Origin of the sequence: Burkholderia crassaminum (genome assembly GCF_964265005.1) — a bacterium.
In the GTDB taxonomy this organism is placed as follows: Bacteria; Pseudomonadota; Gammaproteobacteria; order Burkholderiales; family Burkholderiaceae; genus Burkholderia.
In genome coordinates, this window is record NZ_OZ183800.1 from 2892627 (window position 1) to 2914611 (window position 21985).

General features: G+C 66.7%; 21 protein-coding genes. 9 read left to right on the forward strand and 12 right to left on the reverse strand.

Features of this window, described 5'->3' with window-relative positions; genetic code table 11:
* Positions 1–113: 113 nt before the first annotated feature.
* Both ACPTTF_RS29985 and ACPTTF_RS29990 read right to left on the reverse strand, forming a co-directional pair.
* Entirely contained in the window at positions 114–1412 is a 1299-nt protein-coding gene (locus tag ACPTTF_RS29985; RefSeq protein ID WP_423369342.1) for an MFS transporter, read from the reverse strand.
* Between the two features lie 82 nt (positions 1413–1494).
* Positions 1495–2268: a putative hydro-lyase gene (locus ACPTTF_RS29990; protein ID WP_423369343.1), complete on the reverse strand. Its 774-nt coding sequence runs from the start codon at positions 2266–2268 to the stop codon at positions 1495–1497.
* A gap of 205 nt (positions 2269–2473) precedes the next feature.
* On the opposite strand from ACPTTF_RS29990, the gene ACPTTF_RS29995 reads away from it, so the two are divergent.
* Complete coding sequence (locus ACPTTF_RS29995) at positions 2474–3406, forward strand: LysR family transcriptional regulator (RefSeq protein ID WP_423369344.1); 933 nt, start codon at positions 2474–2476, stop codon at positions 3404–3406.
* 172 nt (positions 3407–3578) lie between these two features.
* Entirely contained in the window at positions 3579–4484 is a 906-nt protein-coding gene (locus tag ACPTTF_RS30000; RefSeq protein ID WP_423369345.1) for a hypothetical protein, read from the forward strand.
* Positions 4485–4572: 88 nt separating this feature from the next.
* On the opposite strand, the gene ACPTTF_RS30005 is transcribed toward ACPTTF_RS30000, so the two are convergent.
* The 7 genes from ACPTTF_RS30005 to ACPTTF_RS30035 form a co-directional block, all read right to left on the reverse strand.
* Positions 4573–6273, reverse strand: a complete 1701-nt coding sequence (locus ACPTTF_RS30005; RefSeq protein ID WP_423369346.1) for a hypothetical protein — start codon at positions 6271–6273, stop codon at positions 4573–4575.
* 197 nt (positions 6274–6470) lie between these two features.
* Positions 6471–6797, reverse strand: a complete 327-nt coding sequence (locus tag ACPTTF_RS30010) for an antibiotic biosynthesis monooxygenase family protein (RefSeq protein ID WP_046549265.1) — start codon at positions 6795–6797, stop codon at positions 6471–6473.
* Positions 6798–6862: 65 nt separating this feature from the next.
* The gene (locus tag ACPTTF_RS30015) at positions 6863–7849 is read right to left on the reverse strand and encodes a flagellin N-methylase (protein ID WP_423369347.1); all 987 of its coding nucleotides are present in this window, start codon (positions 7847–7849) and stop codon (positions 6863–6865) included.
* Entirely contained in the window at positions 7843–8670 is an 828-nt protein-coding gene (locus ACPTTF_RS30020; RefSeq protein WP_423369348.1) for a MetQ/NlpA family lipoprotein, read from the reverse strand. Before ACPTTF_RS30020 ends, ACPTTF_RS30015 begins: the two co-directional genes overlap by 7 nt.
* Positions 8667–9716 carry a formylglycine-generating enzyme family protein gene (locus tag ACPTTF_RS30025; RefSeq protein ID WP_423369349.1) on the reverse strand — a complete coding sequence of 350 codons (1050 nt, stop codon included), beginning with the start codon at positions 9714–9716 and terminating at the stop codon, positions 8667–8669. The genes ACPTTF_RS30020 and ACPTTF_RS30025 overlap by 4 nt, the downstream gene beginning before the upstream one ends.
* Positions 9717–9940: 224 nt before the next feature.
* The gene (locus tag ACPTTF_RS30030) at positions 9941–11899 is read right to left on the reverse strand and encodes an arylsulfatase (RefSeq protein WP_423369350.1); all 1959 of its coding nucleotides are present in this window, start codon (positions 11897–11899) and stop codon (positions 9941–9943) included.
* 201 nt (positions 11900–12100) lie between these two features.
* The gene (locus ACPTTF_RS30035; protein ID WP_423369351.1) at positions 12101–12820 is read right to left on the reverse strand and encodes an SDR family oxidoreductase; all 720 of its coding nucleotides are present in this window, start codon (positions 12818–12820) and stop codon (positions 12101–12103) included.
* A gap of 499 nt (positions 12821–13319) precedes the next feature.
* Here ACPTTF_RS30035 and ACPTTF_RS30040 point away from each other — a divergent pair, with 499 nt between their 5' ends.
* The 6 genes from ACPTTF_RS30040 to csgH all read left to right on the forward strand — a co-directional run bounded on the left by ACPTTF_RS30040 (position 13320) and on the right by csgH (position 17787).
* The gene (locus ACPTTF_RS30040; RefSeq protein WP_423369352.1) at positions 13320–13886 is read left to right on the forward strand and encodes a CsgE family curli-type amyloid fiber assembly protein; all 567 of its coding nucleotides are present in this window, start codon (positions 13320–13322) and stop codon (positions 13884–13886) included.
* Between the two features lie 31 nt (positions 13887–13917).
* Positions 13918–14355 (forward strand): curli assembly protein CsgF, encoded by a 438-nt coding sequence (locus tag ACPTTF_RS30045; protein ID WP_423369353.1) that lies wholly within the window; start codon positions 13918–13920, stop codon positions 14353–14355.
* Between the two features lie 25 nt (positions 14356–14380).
* On the forward strand, positions 14381–15319 hold the full coding sequence (locus ACPTTF_RS30050; RefSeq protein ID WP_208101883.1) for a CsgG/HfaB family protein: 939 nt from the start codon (positions 14381–14383) through the stop codon (positions 15317–15319).
* 32 nt (positions 15320–15351) lie between these two features.
* On the forward strand, positions 15352–15891 hold the full coding sequence (locus ACPTTF_RS30055; protein ID WP_423369354.1) for a hypothetical protein: 540 nt from the start codon (positions 15352–15354) through the stop codon (positions 15889–15891).
* A gap of 130 nt (positions 15892–16021) precedes the next feature.
* Entirely contained in the window at positions 16022–17395 is a 1374-nt protein-coding gene (locus ACPTTF_RS30060) for a hypothetical protein (RefSeq protein ID WP_423369355.1), read from the forward strand.
* A gap of 71 nt (positions 17396–17466) precedes the next feature.
* The gene (gene csgH, locus ACPTTF_RS30065) at positions 17467–17787 is read left to right on the forward strand and encodes a curli-like amyloid fiber formation chaperone CsgH (protein WP_423369356.1); all 321 of its coding nucleotides are present in this window, start codon (positions 17467–17469) and stop codon (positions 17785–17787) included.
* A gap of 20 nt (positions 17788–17807) precedes the next feature.
* Here the strand turns inward: csgH and ACPTTF_RS30070 are convergent, their stop codons facing one another.
* A complete protein-coding gene (locus ACPTTF_RS30070; RefSeq protein WP_423369357.1) occupies positions 17808–18719 on the reverse strand; it encodes a LysR family transcriptional regulator in 912 nt (303 codons plus the stop codon).
* Between the two features lie 126 nt (positions 18720–18845).
* Here ACPTTF_RS30070 and ACPTTF_RS30075 point away from each other — a divergent pair, with 126 nt between their 5' ends.
* The gene (locus ACPTTF_RS30075) at positions 18846–19865 is read left to right on the forward strand and encodes a zinc-dependent alcohol dehydrogenase family protein (RefSeq protein ID WP_423369358.1); all 1020 of its coding nucleotides are present in this window, start codon (positions 18846–18848) and stop codon (positions 19863–19865) included.
* 50 nt (positions 19866–19915) lie between these two features.
* Here the strand turns inward: ACPTTF_RS30075 and ACPTTF_RS30080 are convergent, their stop codons facing one another.
* Positions 19916–21112: a porin gene (locus tag ACPTTF_RS30080; RefSeq protein ID WP_423369359.1), complete on the reverse strand. Its 1197-nt coding sequence runs from the start codon at positions 21110–21112 to the stop codon at positions 19916–19918.
* 51 nt (positions 21113–21163) lie between these two features.
* Complete coding sequence (locus ACPTTF_RS30085; RefSeq protein WP_166954820.1) at positions 21164–21961, reverse strand: ABC transporter substrate-binding protein; 798 nt, start codon at positions 21959–21961, stop codon at positions 21164–21166.
* Positions 21962–21985 lie beyond the last annotated feature (24 nt).

Sequence of the window (21985 nt, forward strand, 5' to 3'; positions counted from 1 at the left end):
GGTCGATGCGTCGTTGAATCGAGGGACGAGCGCCGCCGCACGGCGCGCGTCGCACGCCGTGTCACGGAGTCGATGAAAGGGGAAGCAAACGCGGGGCGGAGCGCCCCGCCGGTTCAGGCGGCGTCGAGTTCGCGGCCGCGGGTCTCGGGCAGCGTCAGCGCGGCGACGATCACCACGCCGTATGCGGCGACCGCGAAAATGCCGATGCTCGTGCCGAGCCCGTATTGCTTGGACAGCGCGCCGATCAGGAACGGGAACAGCGCACCGATCGCGCGGCCCACGTTGTAGCAGAAGCCCTGGCCGGAGCCGCGCACGCGGGTCGGGAACAGTTCGGTGAGGAATGCGCCCATCCCCGAGAAGATGCCCGATGCGAAGAAGCCGAGCGGGAAGCCGAGCCACAGCATCGACGCGTTGGTGAGGTTCAGCGACGTGTACGCGAACGCGATCACCATCGAGCCGAGCGCGAACAGGATGAAGTTCGGCTTGCGGCCGAGCCGGTCGGTCAGGTATGCGCTCGTCAGGTAGCCGACCCACGAGCCGAAGATGATCATCGCGAGATAACCGCCGGTGCCCATCACCGTGAGGTGGCGCTCGGTCTTCAGGAAGGTCGGCAGCCACGTCGTGATCGCGTAGTAGCCGCCCTGCGCGCCGGTCGTCAGCAACGCCGCGCGCAGCGTCGTCGTGATCAGCTTCGGCGCGAAGATCTCGGTGAGGCGCGGTGCATCGGCCACTTTCGCCTGCGCGGCCTTCTCCTTCTCGTAGACGTCCGGCTCCTTCACGTAGCGGCGGATCGCGACGACCAGCAGGGCCGGTGCGAGCCCGACGAGGAACAGCGCGCGCCATGCGTCTTCGGCGGGCAGCACCGAGAACAGCAGCGCATACAGCAGCGCGCACAGCCCCCAGCCGATCGCCCAGCCCGACTGCACGAGGCCGACCGCCTTGCCGCGGTCGCGCGCGCGGATCACTTCGCCGATCAGCACCGCGCCGGCCGTCCATTCGCCGCCGAAGCCGAAGCCCATCAGCGCACGCGCGGCGAGCAGCTGGTGGTAGTTCTGCGCGAGCCCGCACAGCGCGGTGAACACGGCGAACCACAGCACCGTGAGCTGCAGCGTGCGCACGCGGCCGATCCGGTCGGACAGGATGCCGGCGATCCAGCCGCCGAGCGCCGACGCGAGCAGCGTGATTGTGCCGATGAAGCCCGCATCCGCGAACGAGATGCCCCAGGTCGCGACGAGCGTCGGGATCACGAACGACAGCATCTGCGTGTCCATCCCGTCGAGCATGTAGCCGACCTTGCAGCTCCAGAACGCGCGGCGCTCGCGCGGCTGCGCGTCGCCGTACCACGAGAACAGGCCGTTGCGCTCGGGGCTCGCGGGCTGGGCGGCGCTCGCCGCGAGGGTCTTGCTTTCCATGGTGGTGCTCCTGTCGTTATGCGCCGTCAAATGGCGATCGTGCGTGCGGTGTGTCGTGCGTGGCCGTCTGCCGGCCCGGGATTCAGAATACGGCCAGCGACGCGTTCGTGATGTCGGTCATCAGCATGTGGCCGGGCGTGTGCGCGATCGCGATCGGCAGCTTCGCGTCCATCAGCGCGGTTTGCGGCGTCACGCCGCACGCCCAGAACACCGGCAGTTCGCCGTCGCGGATCGTCACCGCGTCGCCGAATTCGGGTGCGTTCAGGTCAGCGATGCCGAGTTCGCGCGGATCGCCGAGATGGATCGGCGCGCCGTGCACGCCCGGAAACCGGCTCGTGACCTGCACCGCGCGGATCGCGTCGGCGCCACGCATCGGCCGCATCGACACGACCAGCTGGCCGCCGAAGATCCCCGCACGGCGGTTCGGAATCGATGTGCGGTACATCGGCACGTTGCGCCCTTCCTCGACGTGACGCAATCCGATCCCTTCGCGGGCCAGCATGTCCTCGAACGAGAACGAGCAGCCGATCGCGAACACGACGAAATCGTCGCGCCACAGCGCTTCCAGCGACTCGACGCGCTCGGTCAGGCGGCCGTCGCGGTAGACGTTGTAGCTCGGCACGTCGGTGCGGATGTCGAGATCCTCGCCGAGCGCGTCGATCCGGAACGCGCCCGGTTCGCCGACGCCCAGCAGCGGGCACGCTTTCGGGTTCGCCTGGCAGAAGCGCAGGAAATCGTGCGCATACGCGTCGGGCAGGATCGCGAGGTTCGCTTGCGCGTACGGGCCGCAATGGCCGGCGGTCGGGCCGCGGAACGCGCCGTGGCGCACGGACTGGCGGAATTCGGAAGGCGTCATGGTGTGGGGTCGCTAATCGGTATGTCGTCGGGATGACGGTGCCGTGTCATCGGATACGGCGAAGAATAGAAAAGAAAAAATTTTGTCGCCAACGAGTTTTTTTGCGTCTCTTGTATAGAATTTCTTAACACATCTCGGGGTTTTCCCCTGCTCCGTTCACTTTTCCTCACCGGCAAAGTGCGCATCCACCCTCCGTCCGACCGCCATGAACACGCGTTTTCTCGAAACCTTCGTCACGCTCGCGAAGCTGCGCAACTTCCGCACGACGGCCGCCGCGCTGCACGCGACGCCGGCCGCGATCTCGCAGCGCGTGAAGGCGCTCGAGGACGAATTGCAGACGGTACTCGTCGATCGCGACAGCCGCGAATTCCGGCTCACGCCGAACGGCGAATACCTGCTCGGCTATGCGAAAGCCGTGGTCGAGGCGACGCAGGAGCTGCAGGCCGCCGCCTCCGGCGAGAGCGCGCTGCGCGGCAAGCTGCGGCTCGGCGTGATCGAGACCGTCGTGCACAGCTGGTTGCCGCACTATATGCGGCGGCTGGCGGCCGACTATCCGCAGCTCGAAATCGACCTGACCGTCGACGTGAGCGTCGTGCTGCAGCGCCGGCTGATGGCCGGCGAGCTCGACCTGATCATCCGCGTGGAAGGCAGCGACGAGGCGTCGGTCGTGTGCGATGCGCTCGCGAACTATCCGGTGCGCTGGATCGCGCGCGCCGGGCTGCTGCCGAACACGCGCACGGGCCTCGCGCGGCAAGTGCTGCGCCAGCCGATTCTCACCTACGGGCGCGGGACGGCGCCCCATCGCGCGCTGGAAGACATCGTCCGCGCGCTCGCGCACGCGCATGGCGTGCCGCTGTCGGAGACGCGCATCACCGGCTCGCCTTCCATCTCGGTGATCGTGCAGCTCGTGCGCGACGGTTTCGGTGTCGCGGCGATTCCGGTGCTGTTCGTCGATGCGCTGATCGAAAGCGGTGAAGTCGTGGAACTGCCGCTGCAGCCGTCGCCGCCGTCGATCGTCGTGTCGATGTCACGACGCGCGGATGCGCCGCGGTTCGTGCACGGTGCGTCGATTGCGGCGCGGGTCGCGTGTCATGAGTATTGCGAGAAGAGCAAGCGGTTGCTGGTCGAAGCACTTTGAAGCGGTGCGGGCCGGCGGGTGGCGATTGCGGGCAATTCACGCGCATTCGACATCGCCGCGCGAATCGCCCACAATCGCCAGCGACGCGTGGCGGCCACGCGTCGTGAATGCCGGCACGGCCGTCCGGCACCGACCGCTTCGCTCGCCGCTGCACGACAAGAAAGAAGGCAACATGCAGACTCGCACCGCTTCCGCTCGCCTGAACCTCGCGCGCGCCGTCATCGTCGCGCTGTATGTCGTGTCGCTGCTGTTGCCCGTCGCGGCCGAACCGCCGAATGCTGCCGGCACGGTGAACTGGTGGCGCGGTTACGCGGTGCTCGCGATCGGCCCGCTCGCGATCCTCGACCTGCAATTCGCATGGCTCGGCAACCCGCTGCTCGTCGTTGCGCTGATCAAGCCGAACCGGATCGTGTCCGCGCTGCTGGCCGTAGTCGTGATCTTCGCGCTCGGATGGCACACGATACCGACCGGCCCGGACTTCAAGCCGATCCACGCGTTCGGCCTCGGGTACTACCTGTGGATCGTGGCGATGGCCGGTGGCGCCGCGTTGCCGTGGATCGGCGGGCGCCGGAAGCCGGACGCCGTCGCGCCGATGGCAGGAAGCGCGCCGGATGGCCCGGCCGACGCAACCGGTCGGGTGAATGCAGCCGCACCGACCGCCGCCGGCGACACGGCCCGGCCCGACACGCTTTCATCATCGATCCACGCGCCTATCCAGCCGGGCTGCTGGGCCGTGACCGTGACCGATACGCGTATCGAGTCGACCGACCCGAAGGGTGTAACGCACGGAATCGCGCTGCCCGACCTCGGCGCGATCGTGATCGAAACCAACGACCAGGGGCCGTATGAATCGGATGTGTGGTGGATACTGTTCGATACGAACCGGCGGTTCGCGTGCGGGTTCCCGCAGGACGTCGAAGGCGCGAAAGCGGCGGTCGACCGGCTGCTCGGCCTGCCAGGCATCGATCACGGCAAGGTCATTGCCGCGCAGACGTCGGTCGACAACGCGATGTTCCCGATCTGGCAACGCGCGGCGCAGGCGCAGCCGAAAGACGGCGAAGCGCAGCGCACCGACTGAACCCGTGCCCCAACAAAATTGAAGGGCGCGGCCGCGAGAACACGCGGCCGCGCCTCCGTCACCCGGCATCAGCCGGGCTTCACCTGCCTCAGTGCGACCGCCCCGTATCCGTACCCGGTGCGAACTCGATACCCCGCAACACTTCCGCAAACTTCGCAGTCCGCAGCACGGCGAACTGCTCGTGTGCCGCCGTCGTCGCGCTCGTGTTCTTCAGCACGTCACGCACCGCAACCAGCCGGTTCGGATCGGCACCGACATCGCCGTTGCCGCTGACCGTCGACGTCACCGCCCAGATCGTCACCGTGCCGTCGCGTTCGACGCGGCCCGTCAGGTTGCGCAGGCCGGCCGTCGCCGGTGCCCACGGCAGGCCCGTCGCCGAATTGTTGCCCGCCGGGTAGCCTGCGACCGAATACGGCTGACCGAGATTCAACCCGCTCTGCAACGTGTACGCGAGCTTCCACTGCTTCGTGCCCGCGTCGTAGACCCACTTCTGCAGGCCCGCCGTCGTCTGCGCGGCCGCATGCGTGTACAGGTCCGCGCCACCCGTGTAGCCGTCGCCTTCATCCGCGACGTACAGCGTGTTCGCGTCGGCGAACCACATCCCGAACGGGTAGGAGAGCGTCGAAGCGGTCTTGTTCGGCGTAGTCGGGAAGCCGGCCAGCACGCACATGTTGTTCGGCAGGCCGGCCGTCTGCAGCGTGGCCGCGTTGTACGCGAGCGGCGCCGTCGGCAGCACGGCCTTCGGCGACGGCACGCCGACGCCCGACGGGCACGCGGTGCCGGTCGTATCGACGAAGTACACGGTATTCACGCCGTTGCCGCCGCTGCCCTTCGTGTAGTACACGACGTTGTCGTGCACCGCGATGCCGCGGAAGTTGTCGTCCTTGCCGATCTTGTCGGCCTTCGCGCCGAGTTCCGTGACCGAGAAGCTCGCGAGCGGCGTCGGCACGCCCGGATCCTGCTGCGCTTCGTGGTGCTTCGCGCCGTCGATGAGCTGCGCGCCCGCGCCGAGGATCACGTTGTCCGGCTGCGGGTTCGAGCCGTTGCCGGCGTTGCCCGACGTGTAGTAGACCTCATGGCCGTCGCGATTGTTCAGGATCGCCGCGCGGCCGTTGTTGCCGCTGTATGCATTCGTCTCGGTAAAGCGGAAGTGCCCGTGGCGATCGACGCGCGCGATCACGCGATAGAAGTTCTGCCCGTCCGGGTTCGTCGTATCGACGGCAAGCGGCGTGTTCGAGTTCGACACGTCGATCGCGTTGACCGGCGCGACGTAACCCATGAACGTCAGATAGCTGCCGTCGAGCGACAGGTGCAGGCCGAGTTCCGACTTCGAGCTGAAGCTCGTCACCATCTGGTCGTGCGCGAAGCCTTTCTGCAGGCTGTTCGGCACTTCGAGCGTGCCGACGACACCGCCGGCCGGCGTGATCTGGTCGAGGAAGATGCGCGACGTGAGGCCGAAGCTGCCGTCGTAGCGGTCGTTGTTCCACACGTACGGATAGGTACCGTCGTTCGGCGCGCCGGCAGCCGTGCCGCAGCCGCCGGTGGTCTTCGCGCAGTTCGGCGGCAGGATCGCGCCGGGCTGGACGTTGCCCGACACGTTGTCGTACACGCTGCGGCTGAGGACCAGGAAGCCCGGCACGAAACCCGGCTCAAAACGGCTGTCGCCGTCGTTGTCATGCGGGGCGGCCTGCACGCCGATGCTCGCGGCAATCAGCGTCAGTGCGACGGCAGGAACGGTACGATCGCGCAGCGCGCGGCGGCGCTTCGCGGACAAGGCGAAATTCGGCATGGACAAGGCTCCGTACGACATCGAGTGAGGACGTTGTTGGTGGACAGACTGACGACGTGAAGCCCCGCCACCTTAGCCATGCTTGATGAAGAATTGATTGCACGCGACGCCGTGGCAACCCGCGTGCAAACACGGGGCGCCGGGTGCGGCGCGTTGTTATTTATCCGTAATGCGAAAGAAATGAATCAGACAGCCATTCATGCGGATTGCCCTGCATGCGGCTGCATCAGCTTGCCGTCGCCGTACTCGCGCAGCACCTTCGAAATCACGACGCGATAGCCGTCCAGCCAGCGTGCCTGCTTCGTTTTTGCCTCGAGATGCGCCGGGTGCTGCATCAATTGCTGCAGCGCCGCCTCCGACTCCCAGTAGTAGACGTTCTGGATCAGCCCCGATTCGGCGTTCTCCCACGTCTCCTCGCCGAGATAGCCGGGCGTCGCGCGCGCCATGTCGGCGATCTGCCGGTCGAGCCGGTGGAATTCGTCGTCGTATTGCCCGGCACGGAAAATGAAGGTCGACGCGTACATGCCCGCTCCATCGAAAGCGATTGAAAGAGCGCCGATTGTAAGACACGTGCGGCGTGCCGCGATCGTCACGCGGCGAGCGGATCGACGCCGGACCGGCCAGCGAGCCACGCGTCGATGCGCGGGGCGTCTTCACGCATGCCGGCCGCGGGTGCCGGCATCGCGGCCAGCGCGTGCCGTGCGCGTTCGAGCGCCTCCCCGAAACCGCGCAATTCGCGCGTCGCGGGCCGGTCGCCGGCATGCCGGCGCGCGAGTGCCGCTTCGATGTTGGCGTCGATCAATGCGCGCTGAGCGTCGATGAAGTCGAGGCACAGCGCGCGGCATTGCGCGGATACCGATGCGACAGCCAGCAGGACAGGCACGATCGACACGGTCAGGTAGCCGCCGGGCGCAAGCCGCGACAACGCATGACGCACGTCCTGCCCGCCGCCGTTCAAAGATGCGAACACCGCATCGCGCCACACCGCGCGCTCGAACACGAGCGCATCGCGATACGCATCGAGCGCCGAGCGGTCCGCGACCTGTCCGGCCGTCACCAGCGGAATCGGGAATGAAGATGCAACGGAAGATGACGTGCTCGCCGTTTCGACAATGCAGTTCGCGCCAAGCCATGCGGCATCGTCGCGCCGCGCAGCCAGCACACGGGACTGCAACCGGTCGGGCAGCATCGGATCGAGCGGCACCGCGCCGCAGATCGACGGCTTGTCGGCATGCACGCTGCAGCGGCCGTCGTCGGCCAGTGCCGCGCAACGGCCGAGCGACGGGTAGTCGTAGCCCTGCAGCGTCAGCGCGATCCATTCGCTCCCCACGCCGCCGGGGCGATGAAACAACCGCTCCGCCAGCGCATCGGCAGCCGCGACGTCGTCCGCATCGAGCCCGTGCTCTCGGCCGCCCGCGCGCCAGCGCTCGCCGATCCGCCGCTTGGGCACGCGACGGATCGTCAGCGCGCCGACGAAGCGATGCCGATGCCGGAACAGTTCGCGCAACGACAGCGTCGGCGGGCTGTTGCAGCAGCGTCCGCATGCGTTGCACGCGAGCAGGTAGGTGTCTACCACGGCCGCCGCACCGAATCCTGGTAGCGCGTGAGGATGAAGCGCGCGACGTCGTCCGAGTGATACGCGGCGACGAGTTGCGTCACCCACGGTTTCGCGCGATCGGCGTCGCGCACCGTCAGCACGTTGGCGTACGGCGAGCGCGCATCCTCGATGCTGATGCTGTCGCGCGCGGGTTGCAGCCCGGCACGCGCGGCATCGTCGCTGTCGATCGCGACGAACGCAACCTTGTCGAGCGCCGCGTAAAGGCGCTCGCGGCGCAGCGCGACGAGCTTCAGCCCGAGCCGGTTGCCGGTCACGTCGCGCAGCGTCGCGTGCAGGCCGGCCTGCTCGCGCAGCGTTACCAGCGTGTCGTTCTGCAGCAGCACGAGCGCGCGCGCCATCCCGCGCGGATCGGCGGGAATCGCGATCGTCGCACCGGGCTGCAGTTCGTTCAGGTTCTTCAGCTTGCGTGAATAGAACGCCATCGGCAGCGTGACGGTCGGCGCGATATCGGCCAGTGCGTAGCGCTTCTGCGCACGCGTCGTGGCAAGCTGTTGCGCATCCTCGAAGCTGGCTGCGTCGATCCGGCCGTCGGCAAGCGCGGCATCGATGCGCGACGCATCGTCGAATTCGACGACGTCGATGCCTAACCCTCGCGACGCGGCGACCCGCTTCACTTCGTCAAGGATCTGCGCATGCACGCCGCGCGTCACGCCGACGCGTACGGTCGTAGCAGTCGGTGCGGTCGCTGCAGTCGATTCGGCGGCAATCGTCGAAGCCGGATGAACGAGCCCGCAAGCAACCATCAGCCACGCGCCCAGGTAGTTCACGACGCGCTTCATGATGCATCCCTCAGAATCGTGCGAAACCCGATATGCGACGCGCCGAGATCGGCTTCCTGCTGTTCGCGTGACGACGCGCGATAGCGCACGCAGTAGTCGCGCGAGCACAGGAACGAGCCGCCCTTGATGACCATCGGCGTATCGTGCCGACGCGTCGGCGGCGCGACGGCCGCCGTGTCGCCGTTCGTATGCGACTGGTGCGGGCCCGTGTACGCGTCCTTCGTCCACTCCCATGCATTGCCGATCATGTCGTAGAGCCGGAACCCGTTCGCCGCGTAGCAGCCGACGGGCGCGAGCCCCGCATGGCCATCCTCGGCCGTGTCGAGCACCGGGAACACGCCCTGCCAGTAGTTCGCGGCCGGCTTGCCCTGCGCGTCGCGCGGCGCCGCGTCGAGCGACGCGTCGTCGCGGCCGGCCTTGCCCGCGTATTCCCATTCGGCTTCGGTCGGCAGGTCACGGCCGAGCCACCGTGCATACGCGAGCGCATCGCGCTGCGTGACGAGCGTGGCGGGCAGGTTGCCGATCCCGTCGACGCCGCTGCCCGGCCCGCGAGGATGACGCCACGACGCCCCCTTCACCCAGGACCACCACGCCAGATCGCGCGCGTTCATCTCGTCGCGCGTCGGCACATGGAACACCGCCGCCCCACCCTGCTGCTCGGCCTCGGTGACATAGCCGGTCGCCTGCACGAACGCGGCGAACTGCGCGATCGTCACGTCGGTCTGGTCGATCCAGAACCCACCGACGTGCGTGCGGCCGTCGCCGACCGGACGCTCGTCCGCATAGCCGCGCGTGCTGCCGAACACGAACGCGCCGCCGCGCAGGTGCACCATCCCGGCCTTCGGGTCGTCGCGCCACTTTGCCGGCAGCCCCGAATAGCGCTCGCACTGTTGCTCCGAGCCGAGCGGCGCGAGCACGCGGCCACGATTCGCGTCGTCGAATGCGCCGCCCGCCGGGGCGACGGGATTCGCATAGCCGGCCGCGAACGCGGCGGCGAACAGCGTGGCGGCAAGCGCCGCGCCGATCGTCCAGAACCGGAACCGCATCGTGTGATCCTTTCAAGAAAACGCCTGGCCACCCCAGGTTTTACGCCCCGAAGGAAGTCCCCTTGGGGGACGCCCCGAAGGAAGTCCCCTTGGGGGGATACCCCGGAGGAAGTCCCCTTGGAGGACGCCCCGAAGGAAGTCCCTTGGGGGTGCCCCGGAGGAAGCCCCCTTGCGGGACGCCCCGAAGAAAATCCCCTCGGGAAGCCTGCAGCGAAGCAACAGCCTCAGTAATACCCGCGCGGACGCAGCGGTTCGACACCGCCGACGTTGCTCATGTAAGTCTTCCACTGATCGACGAGCGTGCTGATCACCGACGGGTTCTGCGCCGATACGTCGGTCGTCTCGCCGCGATCCGACGCGAGGTCGTAAAGCTGCCAGTGACCGTCGGGCGGCCCGAGCGGCGGCTCGGTCCACAGTGCCTTCCAGCGGCCGTCGGCGCTGCGCAGGTAGGCGCGCCCGTACGCTTCGTCGCCGAACGGCGTCGTATGCACCTCGCCCGTCGCCGACCCCGTGAGCACCGGCAGCAGCGACTGGCCGGTGACCGGATACACGTAGCGGTTGTTGTAGATCACCTTGCCCTTGTTCTGGTCGACGCCCGTCAGCGTGTTGACGAGCGGCGGCGCCGGCTGCGACGGCGGCGTGACGCCCGCGACCGCGAGGAACGTCGCCGTGTTGTCGGTCACGTGCGTGAACGCGCGCAGCGTCGGCAACTGCTGCGACTGGCCCGGCAGGCGCACGATCGTCGGCGTCGATACGCCGCCTTCGGCCGAATACCCCTTCGTGAGCCGGAACGGCGACGCGCTCACCTCGGCCCAGCGCAGCCCGTACTGCAGGCGCTGCGCGTTCTGCTTGCCGTTGTCGGTGCCGAGGGTCGAGTAGACCGGAGCCTGTCCGTTCGCGGTGTCGGTCGCCGTCGGGTCCGCGCCGCCGTCGATCGGCCAGCCTTCCGCGCCGTTGTCCGACTGGAACATGATGAACGTGTTGTCGTATTCGCCGATGTCCTTCAGGTGCTGGATCAGGCGTCCGATGTTGTAGTCGAGGTTCTCGACCATCCCCGCGTAGATCTCCATGTAGCGCGCCTGCGCACGGCGCTCGGCCGGCGACAGGCTCGACCACAGCTTGTCGACCTTGCCGGGGCCGTAGTCGCTGTAGCCGTCGGCGGCCGAATGCACCGCGCTGATGTATTTCGCGCCGGCCGTGCCGTTGTTCGCGGTCGCGGGCGACGCGGCCGTCGTTTCAGGCAGGCCGTCGAACGGCTTGAAATCGGCGGGGATCAGGCCGAGCGCCTTCTGACGCGCGATCCGCGCGTTGCGGATCGCGTCGTAGCCGGCGTCGTACACGCCCGCGTACTTGTGCAGCCATGGGTCGGGCACCTGCAGCGGCCAGTGCGGCGACGTGTAGGCCGCATACGCGAAGAACGGCTTGCCGTCGCGCTGGTTCGAATCGATGTACGAAATCAGCTTCTGCGTATAGAAATCGGTCGAATAGAACACGGCCGGGCTGCCGCCCGCACCGCCCGGCTGCCCGGGCTGGCCAGGCTGCACGTAACGGCCGTCTTCCGTGTAGTTCGACGAGCCGGCCGGCTCGTGCGCGAAGTGGTTCGTCGCCGCGCCGCCGAGCAGCACGTAGCTGCGCTCGAAACCCCACTGGTCGGGTGTCTGCCCGCTGCCCGTCGTGCTGCCGACGATTCCCGAGCCGATATGCCACTTGCCTGCGATGTACGTGTGGTAACCGGCGTCCTTCAATAGTTGTGCGAACGACAGCGCACGATCGTTCAGGTAGCCCTCGTAGCCGGGCAGCCCGCGCCGTTCGTCGGTCGGTACCCCCATCGTGCCTTCGCCGACGAGATGGTGATCGGTGCCGGACACCAGCATCGCGCGTGTGATCGCGCAGACGGTGCCCGTGTGATGGTTCGACAGGATGCGGCCCGACGCGACGAGCGCGTCGAGGTTCGGCGTGTTGATCTCGCCGCCGAATGCATGGATGTCGGAATAGCCGAGATCGTCGGCCATGATGTACAGGATGTTCGGGCGTTTCGCCGCCAGCGGCGGCGTGGTGCTGGCCTGTGACGACGGCGCATCGCTGTCGACGCCGCCGCACGATGCAAGCGACAGCGCACCGGCAATCGCGGCGCAGACGACACGGAAACGAAAAGCATGCAACGGCGCAGCGGACTTTTTCATTGTTCTGGAACGCTCGATCTACGGGATCGGCGATCTTAGCGTCGCGCGCGCGGCACCCAAAGTCCGATTCGTCACATGCTAACGGGGCGGCGGAATATGCGCGCAAGCCGGATGCCCGCCATCAGCGCACCCGTATGCGCGCGCTCGCGATGCGCGCCGAAACCGGCCGCCGCCGCGCCTCTCGCGACTGCGCGTCGTGCGTCAGCTGCGCCCGCCGAGGCTGCCGCCGCCGTCCACGGCCAGCACCTGCCCCGTGACGAAGCCGGCCTCGTCCGACAGGAAGAACGCGATCGCAGCCGCCACATCGTCGGGTGTGCCGAGCCGGCGTGCGGGAATCGTCGCGAGCACCTTGCGCTCGGCCTCGCTGCCGACGGGCCGCGTCTGCCGGAACAGTTCCGTCTCGATCGGCCCCGGCGCGACCGCGTTGACGGTCACGCCATGGTCCGCCAGTTCGAGCGCCCACGTGCGCGTGCAACCGACGAGCGCACTCTTCGCGGCGGAATACGCGGTGCGATCGAGACTGCCGAAAATCGCGCGGCTGCAGATGTTGACGATGCGCCCGTGGCCACGCGCCTTCATCGCCTCCGCAAAGTGCTGCGTGACCTGGATCGCGGCCCGCACGTTGAGATCGAACACGCTCTGCAGCGACTGGAAATCGATCGCCCCGAGCGGTTGCGGCAATACGATGCCCGCGTTGTTCACGATGCCGTCGACAGCATGCTGCTCGCCGATGCGGACAAGGGTTGCCGCTGTCTGTTCGATGTCGGCGAGATCGCACGCGTGCAATTCGCCGGGAAAGTCGACGCCCTGCGCATGTCGCGCGAGGCCGATGACGCGATGGCCGCGCCGTGCGAGCAAGGTGCTGATCGCGAGGCCGATGCCGCGCGAAGCGCCGGTGACGAGATAGGTGCGAGATGACATGCGTGCTCCCGAAGTCCGTTCACTTGAATAGCGTGGAGAGATGTTTCCGGGGTGGAGGCCCGGAACCCGTGCTTTCGTCGGACGATTCTACGTGCGTAACGGACGTTACGTCGTGTCGTTACGGGCGTGTCCGTAGCAACACGTTACGTTTGCCGCGCATCCGCATCGCCGGGAATTTCAAAATTACAATTTGAACTGATTATCGTCTGATTAAATCGTAATTCGCGGTATACAAAAGAAAGCTTGTTAATGAATATCGCACCCGCAAACGTTTTACGTGAAAAAAATATGTAGTTGAAAAATAAGACGAATAACCACTTAAAAATAAAAACCGTTTGAAACGGCGACAGGCACGCCTCTTGCTGACTCCCCCCACCATGTGCCGCGTTCGACCAGGAACGAATAACCCGAAAAATCGGGCGGCGCCCTATTTCGTAAAAATGAATCCGGGGTCGGGGAAATGGTATCGAGCGCTGGCTGGCGATTTGCCTGGGGGGCCATGACGTGCCTGTCGCTGTTCGCGACGGCACGCGCGCAGGCCCAGGACACCGTCGACGCGCCGCCTTCCGCCGCGGCGAACGGCGGGCATCCGATTGCGCCGCCTTCGACGCTGCTGAACGCCGAACGCGTCCTTGAAGCGCCCAGGCCCGCGCCCGGCGCGGGCCCGGCCGTCGCGAAGCCGGCGGCTGGCGCCGCGCCGGCCGGCGCCAAAGCGGCCGCGCGCAACGCCCTTCCGGAAGATCAGCTCGGCGGCACGGTGACGACCGATGCCGTGACGCTCGCCGGCCGCGATTTCTATACCTACTTCTCGCAGACGTGGTCGGAAATCCCGCTGAGCGAGCGCTACATGGTCGCCATTCACGAACGCCCGTCCGGGCGTTACGGCAGCCTGATCTGGGTCGAGTTCCAGCAGAAGCGCGTATTCCAGACCTTCCTGCCGATCGCGCGGGCCAACGTCAAGGCCGTCGCCGAAAACGCCGCCAACATTTCCTTTCAAACCGTCATTCAGGACGATCTGTCGAATTTGCTGTTTCCCGATTCGGATCTGGCGAAAGACGAGATTTAGTCGATTAATCGAAAACAAGGGGTTACGGAAAATGAATCGCAACAGATTGAGCTGGATCGCGCTGATCGCGATGACCGCGGTTTCGCCCTATGCGTGGCCGTCGACGCTGGTTTATCAACCGAACAACCCGAACTTCGGCGGCAACCCGGCAAACGGCCCCAATCTGCTCAACGAAGCCAATGCGCAAAACAAGCACACGGATCCGTCGCTGTCTGCCTATTCGTCGCCGACGTCCACGTCGTCCCTCGACCAGTTCAATGCGCAGCTGCAACAGGCGATCCTGTCGCGCGTCGCCAGCTCGGTGACGAACTCGATCGTCGGCACCAACGGCGACCTCAAGCCGGGGACGATCAGCACGGGCAATTTCACGATCGTCGTGAGTGCGGCCGGCAACGGCAACCTGCAAGTGACGACCACCGACAAGACGACGGGCGCGACTTCGACCTTCATCGTCAGCAACGGCCAATAAATCAAAAAAAACGACTGAGCGAATCATGAGAAAAAACGCTGAACGGGCACGCTTCAACACGGGGATGACACGGATCGCAACGGGCACGGTGCTGCTGCTGTCGCTGGTCGGCTGCGTCACGCGGCCGATGCCGGCGTTGAGCAATGCCACGCTGACACCGCCGACGCGCACCACGCGCGACCTCACGCATCTCCCGCCGCCGAAGGGCAAGATCGTCGCAGCCGTCTACGGCTTTCGCGACCTGACCGGGCAGTACAAGGCGTCGCCGGACAGCTCCTTTTCGTCGCAGGTCACGCAGGGCGGCGCGTCGTTCCTGGTCAAGGCGATGCGCGACTCCGGCTGGTTCACGCCGGTGGAACGCGAGAACCTGCAGGATCTGCTGACCGAACGCAAGATCATGCGCGCCACCGACGGCGCGGATGCGAAGAAGGCGCAGAACGATGCGATGGCGCCGCTCATGCCGGCGAACATCGTGCTCGAAGGCGGCATCGTCGGCTACGACACGAACGTCCGCACCGGCGGGGCCGGCGTCGCGTACCTCGGGATCAGCGGCTCGACGCAATACCGGATCGACCAGGTCACCGTCAACCTGCGCGCGATCGACATCCGCACGGGCCAGGTGCTCAACAGCGTCTCGACGACCAAGACCGTCTACTCGTATCAGGTCGACACGGGCGTCTATCGCTTCGTCGGCTTCAAGGACCTGCTGCAGGCGGAAGCCGGGCTGACCCGTAACGAACCCGCGCAGATCTGCGTGAACGAAGCGATCGAATCGGCGCTCACGCACCTGATCGTCCAGGGTGTCGCGAACCAGACCTGGTCGCTGAAGAACGACCAGGACTGGTACGACCCGACGATGCAGCGGTATCTGCAGGAAGACCGGCAATACGCGCAGGACATGGAGGACGCCAACACCGCGTACGACCCGCAAAAGATCGATCGTCCGGGTGCGTCCACTCATTAACCGGCATCAGGCCGGCCAGCGGAGAAAACATCATGAATCGACAGCGTGATCGGAACGGGCGCGCCCGCGTGATGCGGCGGGTGCTCGCGACCGTGGCGACAGCAGCGGCCATGCAGGCTGCGTCGGGGGCACCCGTGCCGCTCAGCGATCTCGGCCCGCCCGAACCGGCATTCGACTACAGCGGCAACATCGTCGCGCTCCAGCAAAGCGGCGCCGGCAATGCCGCGTCGCTGGACCAGGCGGGCCACAACGGTGCGCTGGTCTGGCAAGCCGGCGACGGCAATTCGATCGTCACGCGGCAGACGGGTGCGCAGAACTGGGTCGCGGCTTCGCAGGCCGGCTTCGGCAACACGCTGAACGCGACGCAGCGCGGCAACGGCAACACGCTGCAGGTGCAGCAGAACGGCGTCGGCAATTCGGTCGATTCGACGCAGGTCGGCACGTCGCTGTCGGCGCGCGTCACGCAGAACGGCAGCAACAACGCGGTGAACATCGTGCAGGGCGGCTCGAACACCGGCATCCAGGTGATTCAGACCGGCAACGGTGCGCGCGCCACGGTGCTGACGCGGTAACGGTTACGCAGGTGCAAGTGCCGTGCTTGAGGTGGTGCAAGGGGTGAGGCGTGAGAGCGTCCTCAAATGGCGGGGGTGCCGGTAAAGACCGACTTTTCCGGCGAATTTTCTTTCGAATCAGGAGCAACAAATGAAGGTGACCAAGTCTGCAATCGCAATCGCCGTGCTGATGCTCGCATCGGCCGCCGCACAGGCCGATTCGTCGGGTAACACCGTGAACATCGGGCAAACCGGCAACTACAACTCGGCATCCGTCGAACAGACGGCAACGACCGGGGATTCGGTGACGATCAACCAATCGGCGTTCGGTAACGATCCCCGCTACGGGTTCGTCGCCAACGTGACGACCCAGGGCGGTACCGACGATACGACCGTGATCAACCAGAACTCCTGGTGGGCGCAGCCGTATTCGAGCGTGAACGTGACACAGACGGGCACGTCGCACGAGAAGAACTACGTGACGCAATCCGGCGGCGGCGATTTCTCGGCGACCATCACGCAGACGACGTCGGCGTACACGGGCGGCCCGCAATACGACGTCAACACGATCAACCAGTACAGCTACATCGACACCGCGTCGATCTCGCAGCAGGGCGGCGGCTCGAACACCGTGACGATCAACCAGGGCTCGCCGAGCCAGGGCGCGTCGTTCAACAAGGCGACCGTCACGCAGGCCGACACCTACGGCAACACCGTCGGCATCACGCAGACGGGCAACAGCGGCACCGCGAATGTCCAGACGACCTGGGGCGGCGGCAACGCGACGTCGATCACGCAAACGGGCGGCACGACCAACGCGAACGTCTCGCAGTTCGCCGAGTTCGGCGACAAGGTCACGACGACCCAGAGCGGCACCGAGACCGCCAACGTGACGTCGTCGTACGGCAGCAACAACCAGACGACGATCTCGCAATCGGGCGGCGTGAACGGCAACAGCGCGACGGTGAACCAGCTCGCGGCACTCGCCAACACGACCTCGATCACGCAATCGTCGGACGGCAACAAGGCAACCGTCAACCAGACGTTCGAGTTCGGCGATACCGCGACGATCAAGCAGTCGGCCGCATCGAACACCGCGACGATCACGCAGCAGTTCGGCCTCGGCAACAACGCGGCCGTCACGCAGACCGCCGCGAACAACAAGGCGACGATCCTGCAGGACGGTTCGATCGGCTCGACGGCTACCGTCACGCAGAGCTCCGGCGGCAACCAGGCGAACGTGACGCAATCCGCGTCGTATTCGCTGGTGAAGGTGGACCAGACGCTGAGCATCGGCAACTACGCGAATGCAACGCAGACGGGCGCGGACGACGTGCTGAATCTCTCGCAGGCCGGCAGCGACAACATCATCAACGCGACGCAGGTGTCGGGTACGGGCAACCTCGGCTACGTGACGCAGATCGGCTTCAACAACAACGCCACGCTGTCGCAGCAAGGCAACGGGAACTACGCGAGCATCAACCAGAGCGGCTTCAACAACACCGTCTCGGTCAAGCAGCACTAAGTACCGCCGGCGTAACGGAAAGGCCGGACGGATGCCCGTTCGGCCTTTTTTTCATTCGACAGGGGACGATCATGGTTGGCATTCACGATCTCAGCGCCTATTTCGACATCGCCGCCAGTGCCGGCGGCGTGAATATCGTGCCGCACGTGCGGGCGGCCGCGCCGGTCGACGTGTCGTACAGCCTGCGCATCACAAAGACCGGCGGCGCAGGCTCGGCCTCGCTGACGCGCTCCGGCGAATCGCGGCTCGCGAGCGGCGAGGATCAGCCGCTCGCGACGCTGCGGCTGAGCGTCGAGTCGAGCGATATCTGCACGGCGACGCTGGTTCTGCACGTGGGTAGCGAGCACGCGGAGTATTCGGTGGACTGCAATCCGCAGCGTGCATCGGATTGATACGGCGCGGCGCGCCCGCCTCAACCATCCGACGCCAGCATGCGCGGTATCTCGTCGACGAGCGCATCGATGACGACACGCACCTTCGACGGCACCTGGCGCGAGGCCGGCCGCACCGCGAACACTTCGGCGCCCGATACGCTGTTGCTGTCCAGCACGAGCACGAGGCGGCCGTCGCGCAGGTAAGGCGCCATCAGCCAGCATGGCAGCCACGCGAGGCCCGCGCCCGCGGCGGCCGCATCGGCGATCGCCTGCAGGTCGTCGAGCCGCAGGCGGCCGGCCGGGCGATGGTCGTGCACCGCGCCGTTCGCGCCGACGACCCGCCACGGCGTCGGTTGCCCGCCGCGCGAATAGGCGATGCCGACGTGCGACGCGAGTTCGTCGAGCCCCGCCGGCCGGCCATGACGCTCGAGATACGCGGGCGACGCGCAGATGCCCATGCGCTGCACGCCGAGCTTGCGGCCGACGAGCGCGCTCGTATCGGCAAGCCCGCCGATGCGCACTGCAATGTCGAAACCATCGTTCACCAGGTCGGCCACACGATCGCTGAACGACACGTCGATTTCGAGCCTCGGATGACGCTCCACGAGGCGCCGCATGAGGGGCGCCACGCATTGCCGCCCGAACAGCACCGGTACGCTGACGCGCAGCCGCCCCGCCGGCTCGCGCTGCCCCGCATCGAGCGCGGCCTCCGTCTCGCCGAGTTCGGCGAGCAGCCGCCGGCACTGTTCGTAATAGACGAGCCCTTCGTCGGTCAGGCCGAGCTGGCGTGTCGTGCGCTGCAGGAGCCGGGTGCCGAGACGGCGTTCGAGCCGCGCGACGACTTTCGCGACGGCCGAGCGCGTGACGCCGAGCCGCAGCGCGGCCGCCGCGAAGCTGCCCGACTCCACCACGTCGACAAATTCGGCAACGCCTCTCAGCCGCTCGTCCATGCCATTTCGCTCCGGTAGATCAACAGGTTTGTGTCCACACGGGCGACAGTTATCGGCCAAATTCTCGTCAATGCGTCCCCATGCGCAACACTATGATAAGCCGCTCTATCTCGAAAAGGAGTCGACATGCACGCATGGCAAGTGAAACCGGGCGACGGCGTGGCCGGGCTTCGGCGCATCGACGCGACACGGCGCGCGGTCGGGCCGACCGACGTCGTCGTGAAGATCCATTCGGCCGGCCTGAACTATCGCGACCTGATGTTCGCGCGCGACGACTATCTCGGCATCGACAAGGAAGCGCAGATTCCGGTTGCCGACGGCGCCGGCGAAGTCATCGAAACCGGCCGCGACGTCACGCGCTTCAAGCGCGGCGATCGCGTGATCAACACCTACCTCCCGAACTGGATCGACGGGCCGCCGACGCCGCAGAAAGTCTCGGGGGCGCCCGGCGCGCAATTCGACGGCGTGCTGGCCGAACAGTTCGTGTCCGACGAAGCCGCGCTGGTCGCGATTCCCGCGCATCTGAACTACGACGAGGCGGCAACGCTGTCGTGCGCGGGCATCACCGCATGGAACGCGCTGTTCGTCGACGGCGGCCTGGGGCCGGGCGCCACCGTCGTGCTGCTCGGCACGGGCGGTGTGTCGATCATCGCGCTGCAGCTCGCGCATGCCGCGGGGCTGCGCACCATCGTCACGTCGTCGAGCGATGCAAAGCTCGAACGCGCCCGCGCACTCGGTGCGGACGCAACCATCAACTATCGCGCCACGCCCGAATGGCAACACGAAGTGCTGCGGCTCACGGGCGGCGCAGGGGCGGACCTGGTCGTCGAAGTCGGCGGAAAGGATACGCTGCCGCGCTCGGTCGCCGCGACGAAGATGGGCGGCATCGTGTCGGTGATCGGCGGCCTCAGCAGCTTCGGCGGCCCCGAACTCGGGCTGCTGTCGCTGATCGGCGGGATCCGGCAGCTGCACGGCATCATGGTCGGCAGCCGCGCGATGCTCGACGACGTCGTGCGCCTCGTCGACGCGAAGCGGATCAAGCCGGTGGTCGATCGCGTGTTCGGCTTCGACGAAGCGCCGCAGGCGTATGCGTACCTGCAGTCGGGGCAACACTTCGGCAAGGTCGTGATTCGCGTCGCGCAGTAGACGCGTCGAGGTGACGGGCAGCGGGCAGCCTGGCCCGCCGCCTCGCTCCGTCAGAACCTGTGACGGATCCCCGCGTGAACCATCAGCTGCTTCGATGTCGACGACAGGTCCGCCGCGCCGGGAACATACGCCTGATCGAGCGACGAGCCCGTCGCGTCGCCCGCGATCCGCTGGTACGCGCCCATCAGGTACACGTCCGTGCGCTTCGACAGCGTGTAGTCGGCCATCAGCCCCAGCGAATGGATCTTCGGCTTCGCGGTGCCTGTGGTCGCGTCATAGCGCACCGTCGTGTACACGTACTGTGCCCCGACGAACAGCGCGGGCGTGAACTGGTATTTGCCGTTCACCTCGAAGTTCTGGTACTTGATCGACGTCACCGTGCCGCCTGCAAGCGGGCCGGTCACGGGCTCGATCGTTTCGTCGCCGAACAGGTAGCCGACGTTCGCGGTCGGCCGCGTGACGTTGCTGTTCGTGTACGCGAACCCGACGGTCGCGGGCCCCGCCGTGTAGTTGATGCCCGCGCCGAAAATCCGTAGCCGCGCCGACGCGAAGTTCGCATCGGCGCCGACCGATCCCGAACCCGCGATCGCGCCGCCCGACGTCGCCCCCGGGTTGTCCGCATTCAGGAAGGCCGCGCCGACGAGCCACCCGCCCTGCTCGTACTGCGCGCCGACGCTCCACTGCCGGTTGTTCGCGAAGCCCGTGTCGTTGCTGAAGCTGTACGTGCCGCCGAACGAGAAGCCGGCGAAATCCGGGCTCGCATACTTGACCGTGTTGTTCACCCGAAACGTATTGCCGGTGTTGTCGTTGTCGAGCGGATGCGAGAACGGATAGACGCCCCAACTGCCGTTCGCGGTCGTCGGCGCGAGATAGTCGACCACCGCGTCGTATTGCCGGCCGAGCGTCAGCGTGCCGAAACGCGTACTGCCGAGGCCGACGTACGCCTGCCGCCCGAACATGCGGCCGCCCTGCGCGAGCGTGCCGCTGTTCACGTTGAAGCCGTTCTCGAGCTGGAACAGCGCGCTGTAGCCGCCCCCCAGATCCTCGCTGCCCTTCAGCCCCCAGCGGCTGCCCTGCGCGAAGCCGCTCGCCATCTGCCAGGCGCCGTGGCCGCCGACATTGTTCGTGTAGTCGATGCCCGCATCGACGAGGCCGTACAGCGTGACACTGCCTTGCGCGAACGCGGGCGCGGGCGCGGGCGCGGCGCACAGTGCCGGCATCGCGACGAAAATCCATCTCCAGTTCATCCGTCCTCCTTATTTATATTGTCGTTATCGCCCCATGCGGGGCGTCGCCGCTTACTTCCCGCCGTAGATGTCGAAGTCGAAGTATTTCCGGTTGATCCGCTGGTACGTGCCGTTCGCGAGGATCGTCGCGAGCGCGCGGTTGAACGCGTCGCGCAGGTCGTTGTCCTGCTTGCGCAGCCCGAGCCCGTCGCCCTGCCCGAAGAACTTCACGTCGTCGATCGCCGCGCCGACGAACGTGAAATCCTTGCCCTGCGGCTTCTTCAGGAAACCGTCGCTCGCCGCGATCGATGCCTGGAACGCCGCGTCGAGCCGGCCCGTCACGAGATCCGCGTAGACCTGGTCCTGGTTCGGGTACGACACGATCTGCACGCCGGCCGGCTGCCAGTTCGCGATCGCATAGTCGGCCTGCGCGGAGCCCTGCTCGACACCCACCCGCTTGCCCTTCAGCGCGTCGGCCGTCGGCAGCAGCGGCGAACCCTTGCGCGCGACGAGGCGCGCGGGCGCATTCGAGATCCGGTTCGTGAACGCGATCTGCTGCTGCCGCTTCGGCGTGATCGTCATCGACGACGCGATGACGTCGAACTTGCGCGCGAGCAGCCCCGGAATCATCCCGTCGAAACTCGACTCGACCCACACGCAGCGCGCATGCAGCTCCGCGCACAACGCGTTCGTGATGTCGATCCCGAAGCCCGTCAGCGTGCCGTCGGGCAGCTTGTATTCGAGCGGCGGGTAAGTCGGATCGACCGCTAGGCGAATCTCCTTGCCCGCCCAGTCGCCCGCATGCGCCGCCCCTGCCGCCAGCGCCATCGCGAGCGCCGCCATCCGTTTCCACTGTTTCCACTGCTTCATTGCCAGTCTCCTTCCTTGTGTGAA

Excerpts from the sequence above, each read along its gene's own strand:
- ACPTTF_RS30025 (WP_423369349.1), bottom strand. The coding sequence starts at position 9,716 with ATGCGGTTCCGGTTCTGGACGATCGGCGCGGCGCTTGCCGCCACGCTG.
- ACPTTF_RS30050 (WP_208101883.1), top strand. The coding sequence starts at position 14,381 with ATGAGAAAAAACGCTGAACGGGCACGCTTCAACACGGGGATGACACGG.
- ACPTTF_RS30070 (WP_423369357.1), bottom strand. The coding sequence starts at position 18,719 with ATGGACGAGCGGCTGAGAGGCGTTGCCGAATTTGTCGACGTGGTGGAG.
- ACPTTF_RS30020 (WP_423369348.1), bottom strand. The coding sequence starts at position 8,670 with ATGAAGCGCGTCGTGAACTACCTGGGCGCGTGGCTGATGGTTGCTTGC.
- ACPTTF_RS30075 (WP_423369358.1), top strand. The coding sequence starts at position 18,846 with ATGCACGCATGGCAAGTGAAACCGGGCGACGGCGTGGCCGGGCTTCGG.
- ACPTTF_RS30055 (WP_423369354.1), top strand. The coding sequence starts at position 15,352 with ATGAATCGACAGCGTGATCGGAACGGGCGCGCCCGCGTGATGCGGCGG.
- ACPTTF_RS30085 (WP_166954820.1), bottom strand. The coding sequence starts at position 21,961 with ATGAAGCAGTGGAAACAGTGGAAACGGATGGCGGCGCTCGCGATGGCG.
- ACPTTF_RS30010 (WP_046549265.1), bottom strand. The coding sequence starts at position 6,797 with ATGTACGCGTCGACCTTCATTTTCCGTGCCGGGCAATACGACGACGAA.
- ACPTTF_RS29995 (WP_423369344.1), top strand. The coding sequence starts at position 2,474 with ATGAACACGCGTTTTCTCGAAACCTTCGTCACGCTCGCGAAGCTGCGC.
- ACPTTF_RS30035 (WP_423369351.1), bottom strand. The coding sequence starts at position 12,820 with ATGTCATCTCGCACCTATCTCGTCACCGGCGCTTCGCGCGGCATCGGC.
- ACPTTF_RS30080 (WP_423369359.1), bottom strand. The coding sequence starts at position 21,112 with ATGAACTGGAGATGGATTTTCGTCGCGATGCCGGCACTGTGCGCCGCG.
- ACPTTF_RS30005 (WP_423369346.1), bottom strand. The coding sequence starts at position 6,273 with ATGCCGAATTTCGCCTTGTCCGCGAAGCGCCGCCGCGCGCTGCGCGAT.
- ACPTTF_RS29990 (WP_423369343.1), bottom strand. The coding sequence starts at position 2,268 with ATGACGCCTTCCGAATTCCGCCAGTCCGTGCGCCACGGCGCGTTCCGC.
- ACPTTF_RS30045 (WP_423369353.1), top strand. The coding sequence starts at position 13,918 with ATGAATCGCAACAGATTGAGCTGGATCGCGCTGATCGCGATGACCGCG.
- csgH (WP_423369356.1), top strand. The coding sequence starts at position 17,467 with ATGGTTGGCATTCACGATCTCAGCGCCTATTTCGACATCGCCGCCAGT.
- ACPTTF_RS30040 (WP_423369352.1), top strand. The coding sequence starts at position 13,320 with ATGACGTGCCTGTCGCTGTTCGCGACGGCACGCGCGCAGGCCCAGGAC.
- ACPTTF_RS30000 (WP_423369345.1), top strand. The coding sequence starts at position 3,579 with ATGCAGACTCGCACCGCTTCCGCTCGCCTGAACCTCGCGCGCGCCGTC.
- ACPTTF_RS29985 (WP_423369342.1), bottom strand. The coding sequence starts at position 1,412 with ATGGAAAGCAAGACCCTCGCGGCGAGCGCCGCCCAGCCCGCGAGCCCC.
- ACPTTF_RS30060 (WP_423369355.1), top strand. The coding sequence starts at position 16,022 with ATGAAGGTGACCAAGTCTGCAATCGCAATCGCCGTGCTGATGCTCGCA.
- ACPTTF_RS30030 (WP_423369350.1), bottom strand. The coding sequence starts at position 11,899 with ATGAAAAAGTCCGCTGCGCCGTTGCATGCTTTTCGTTTCCGTGTCGTC.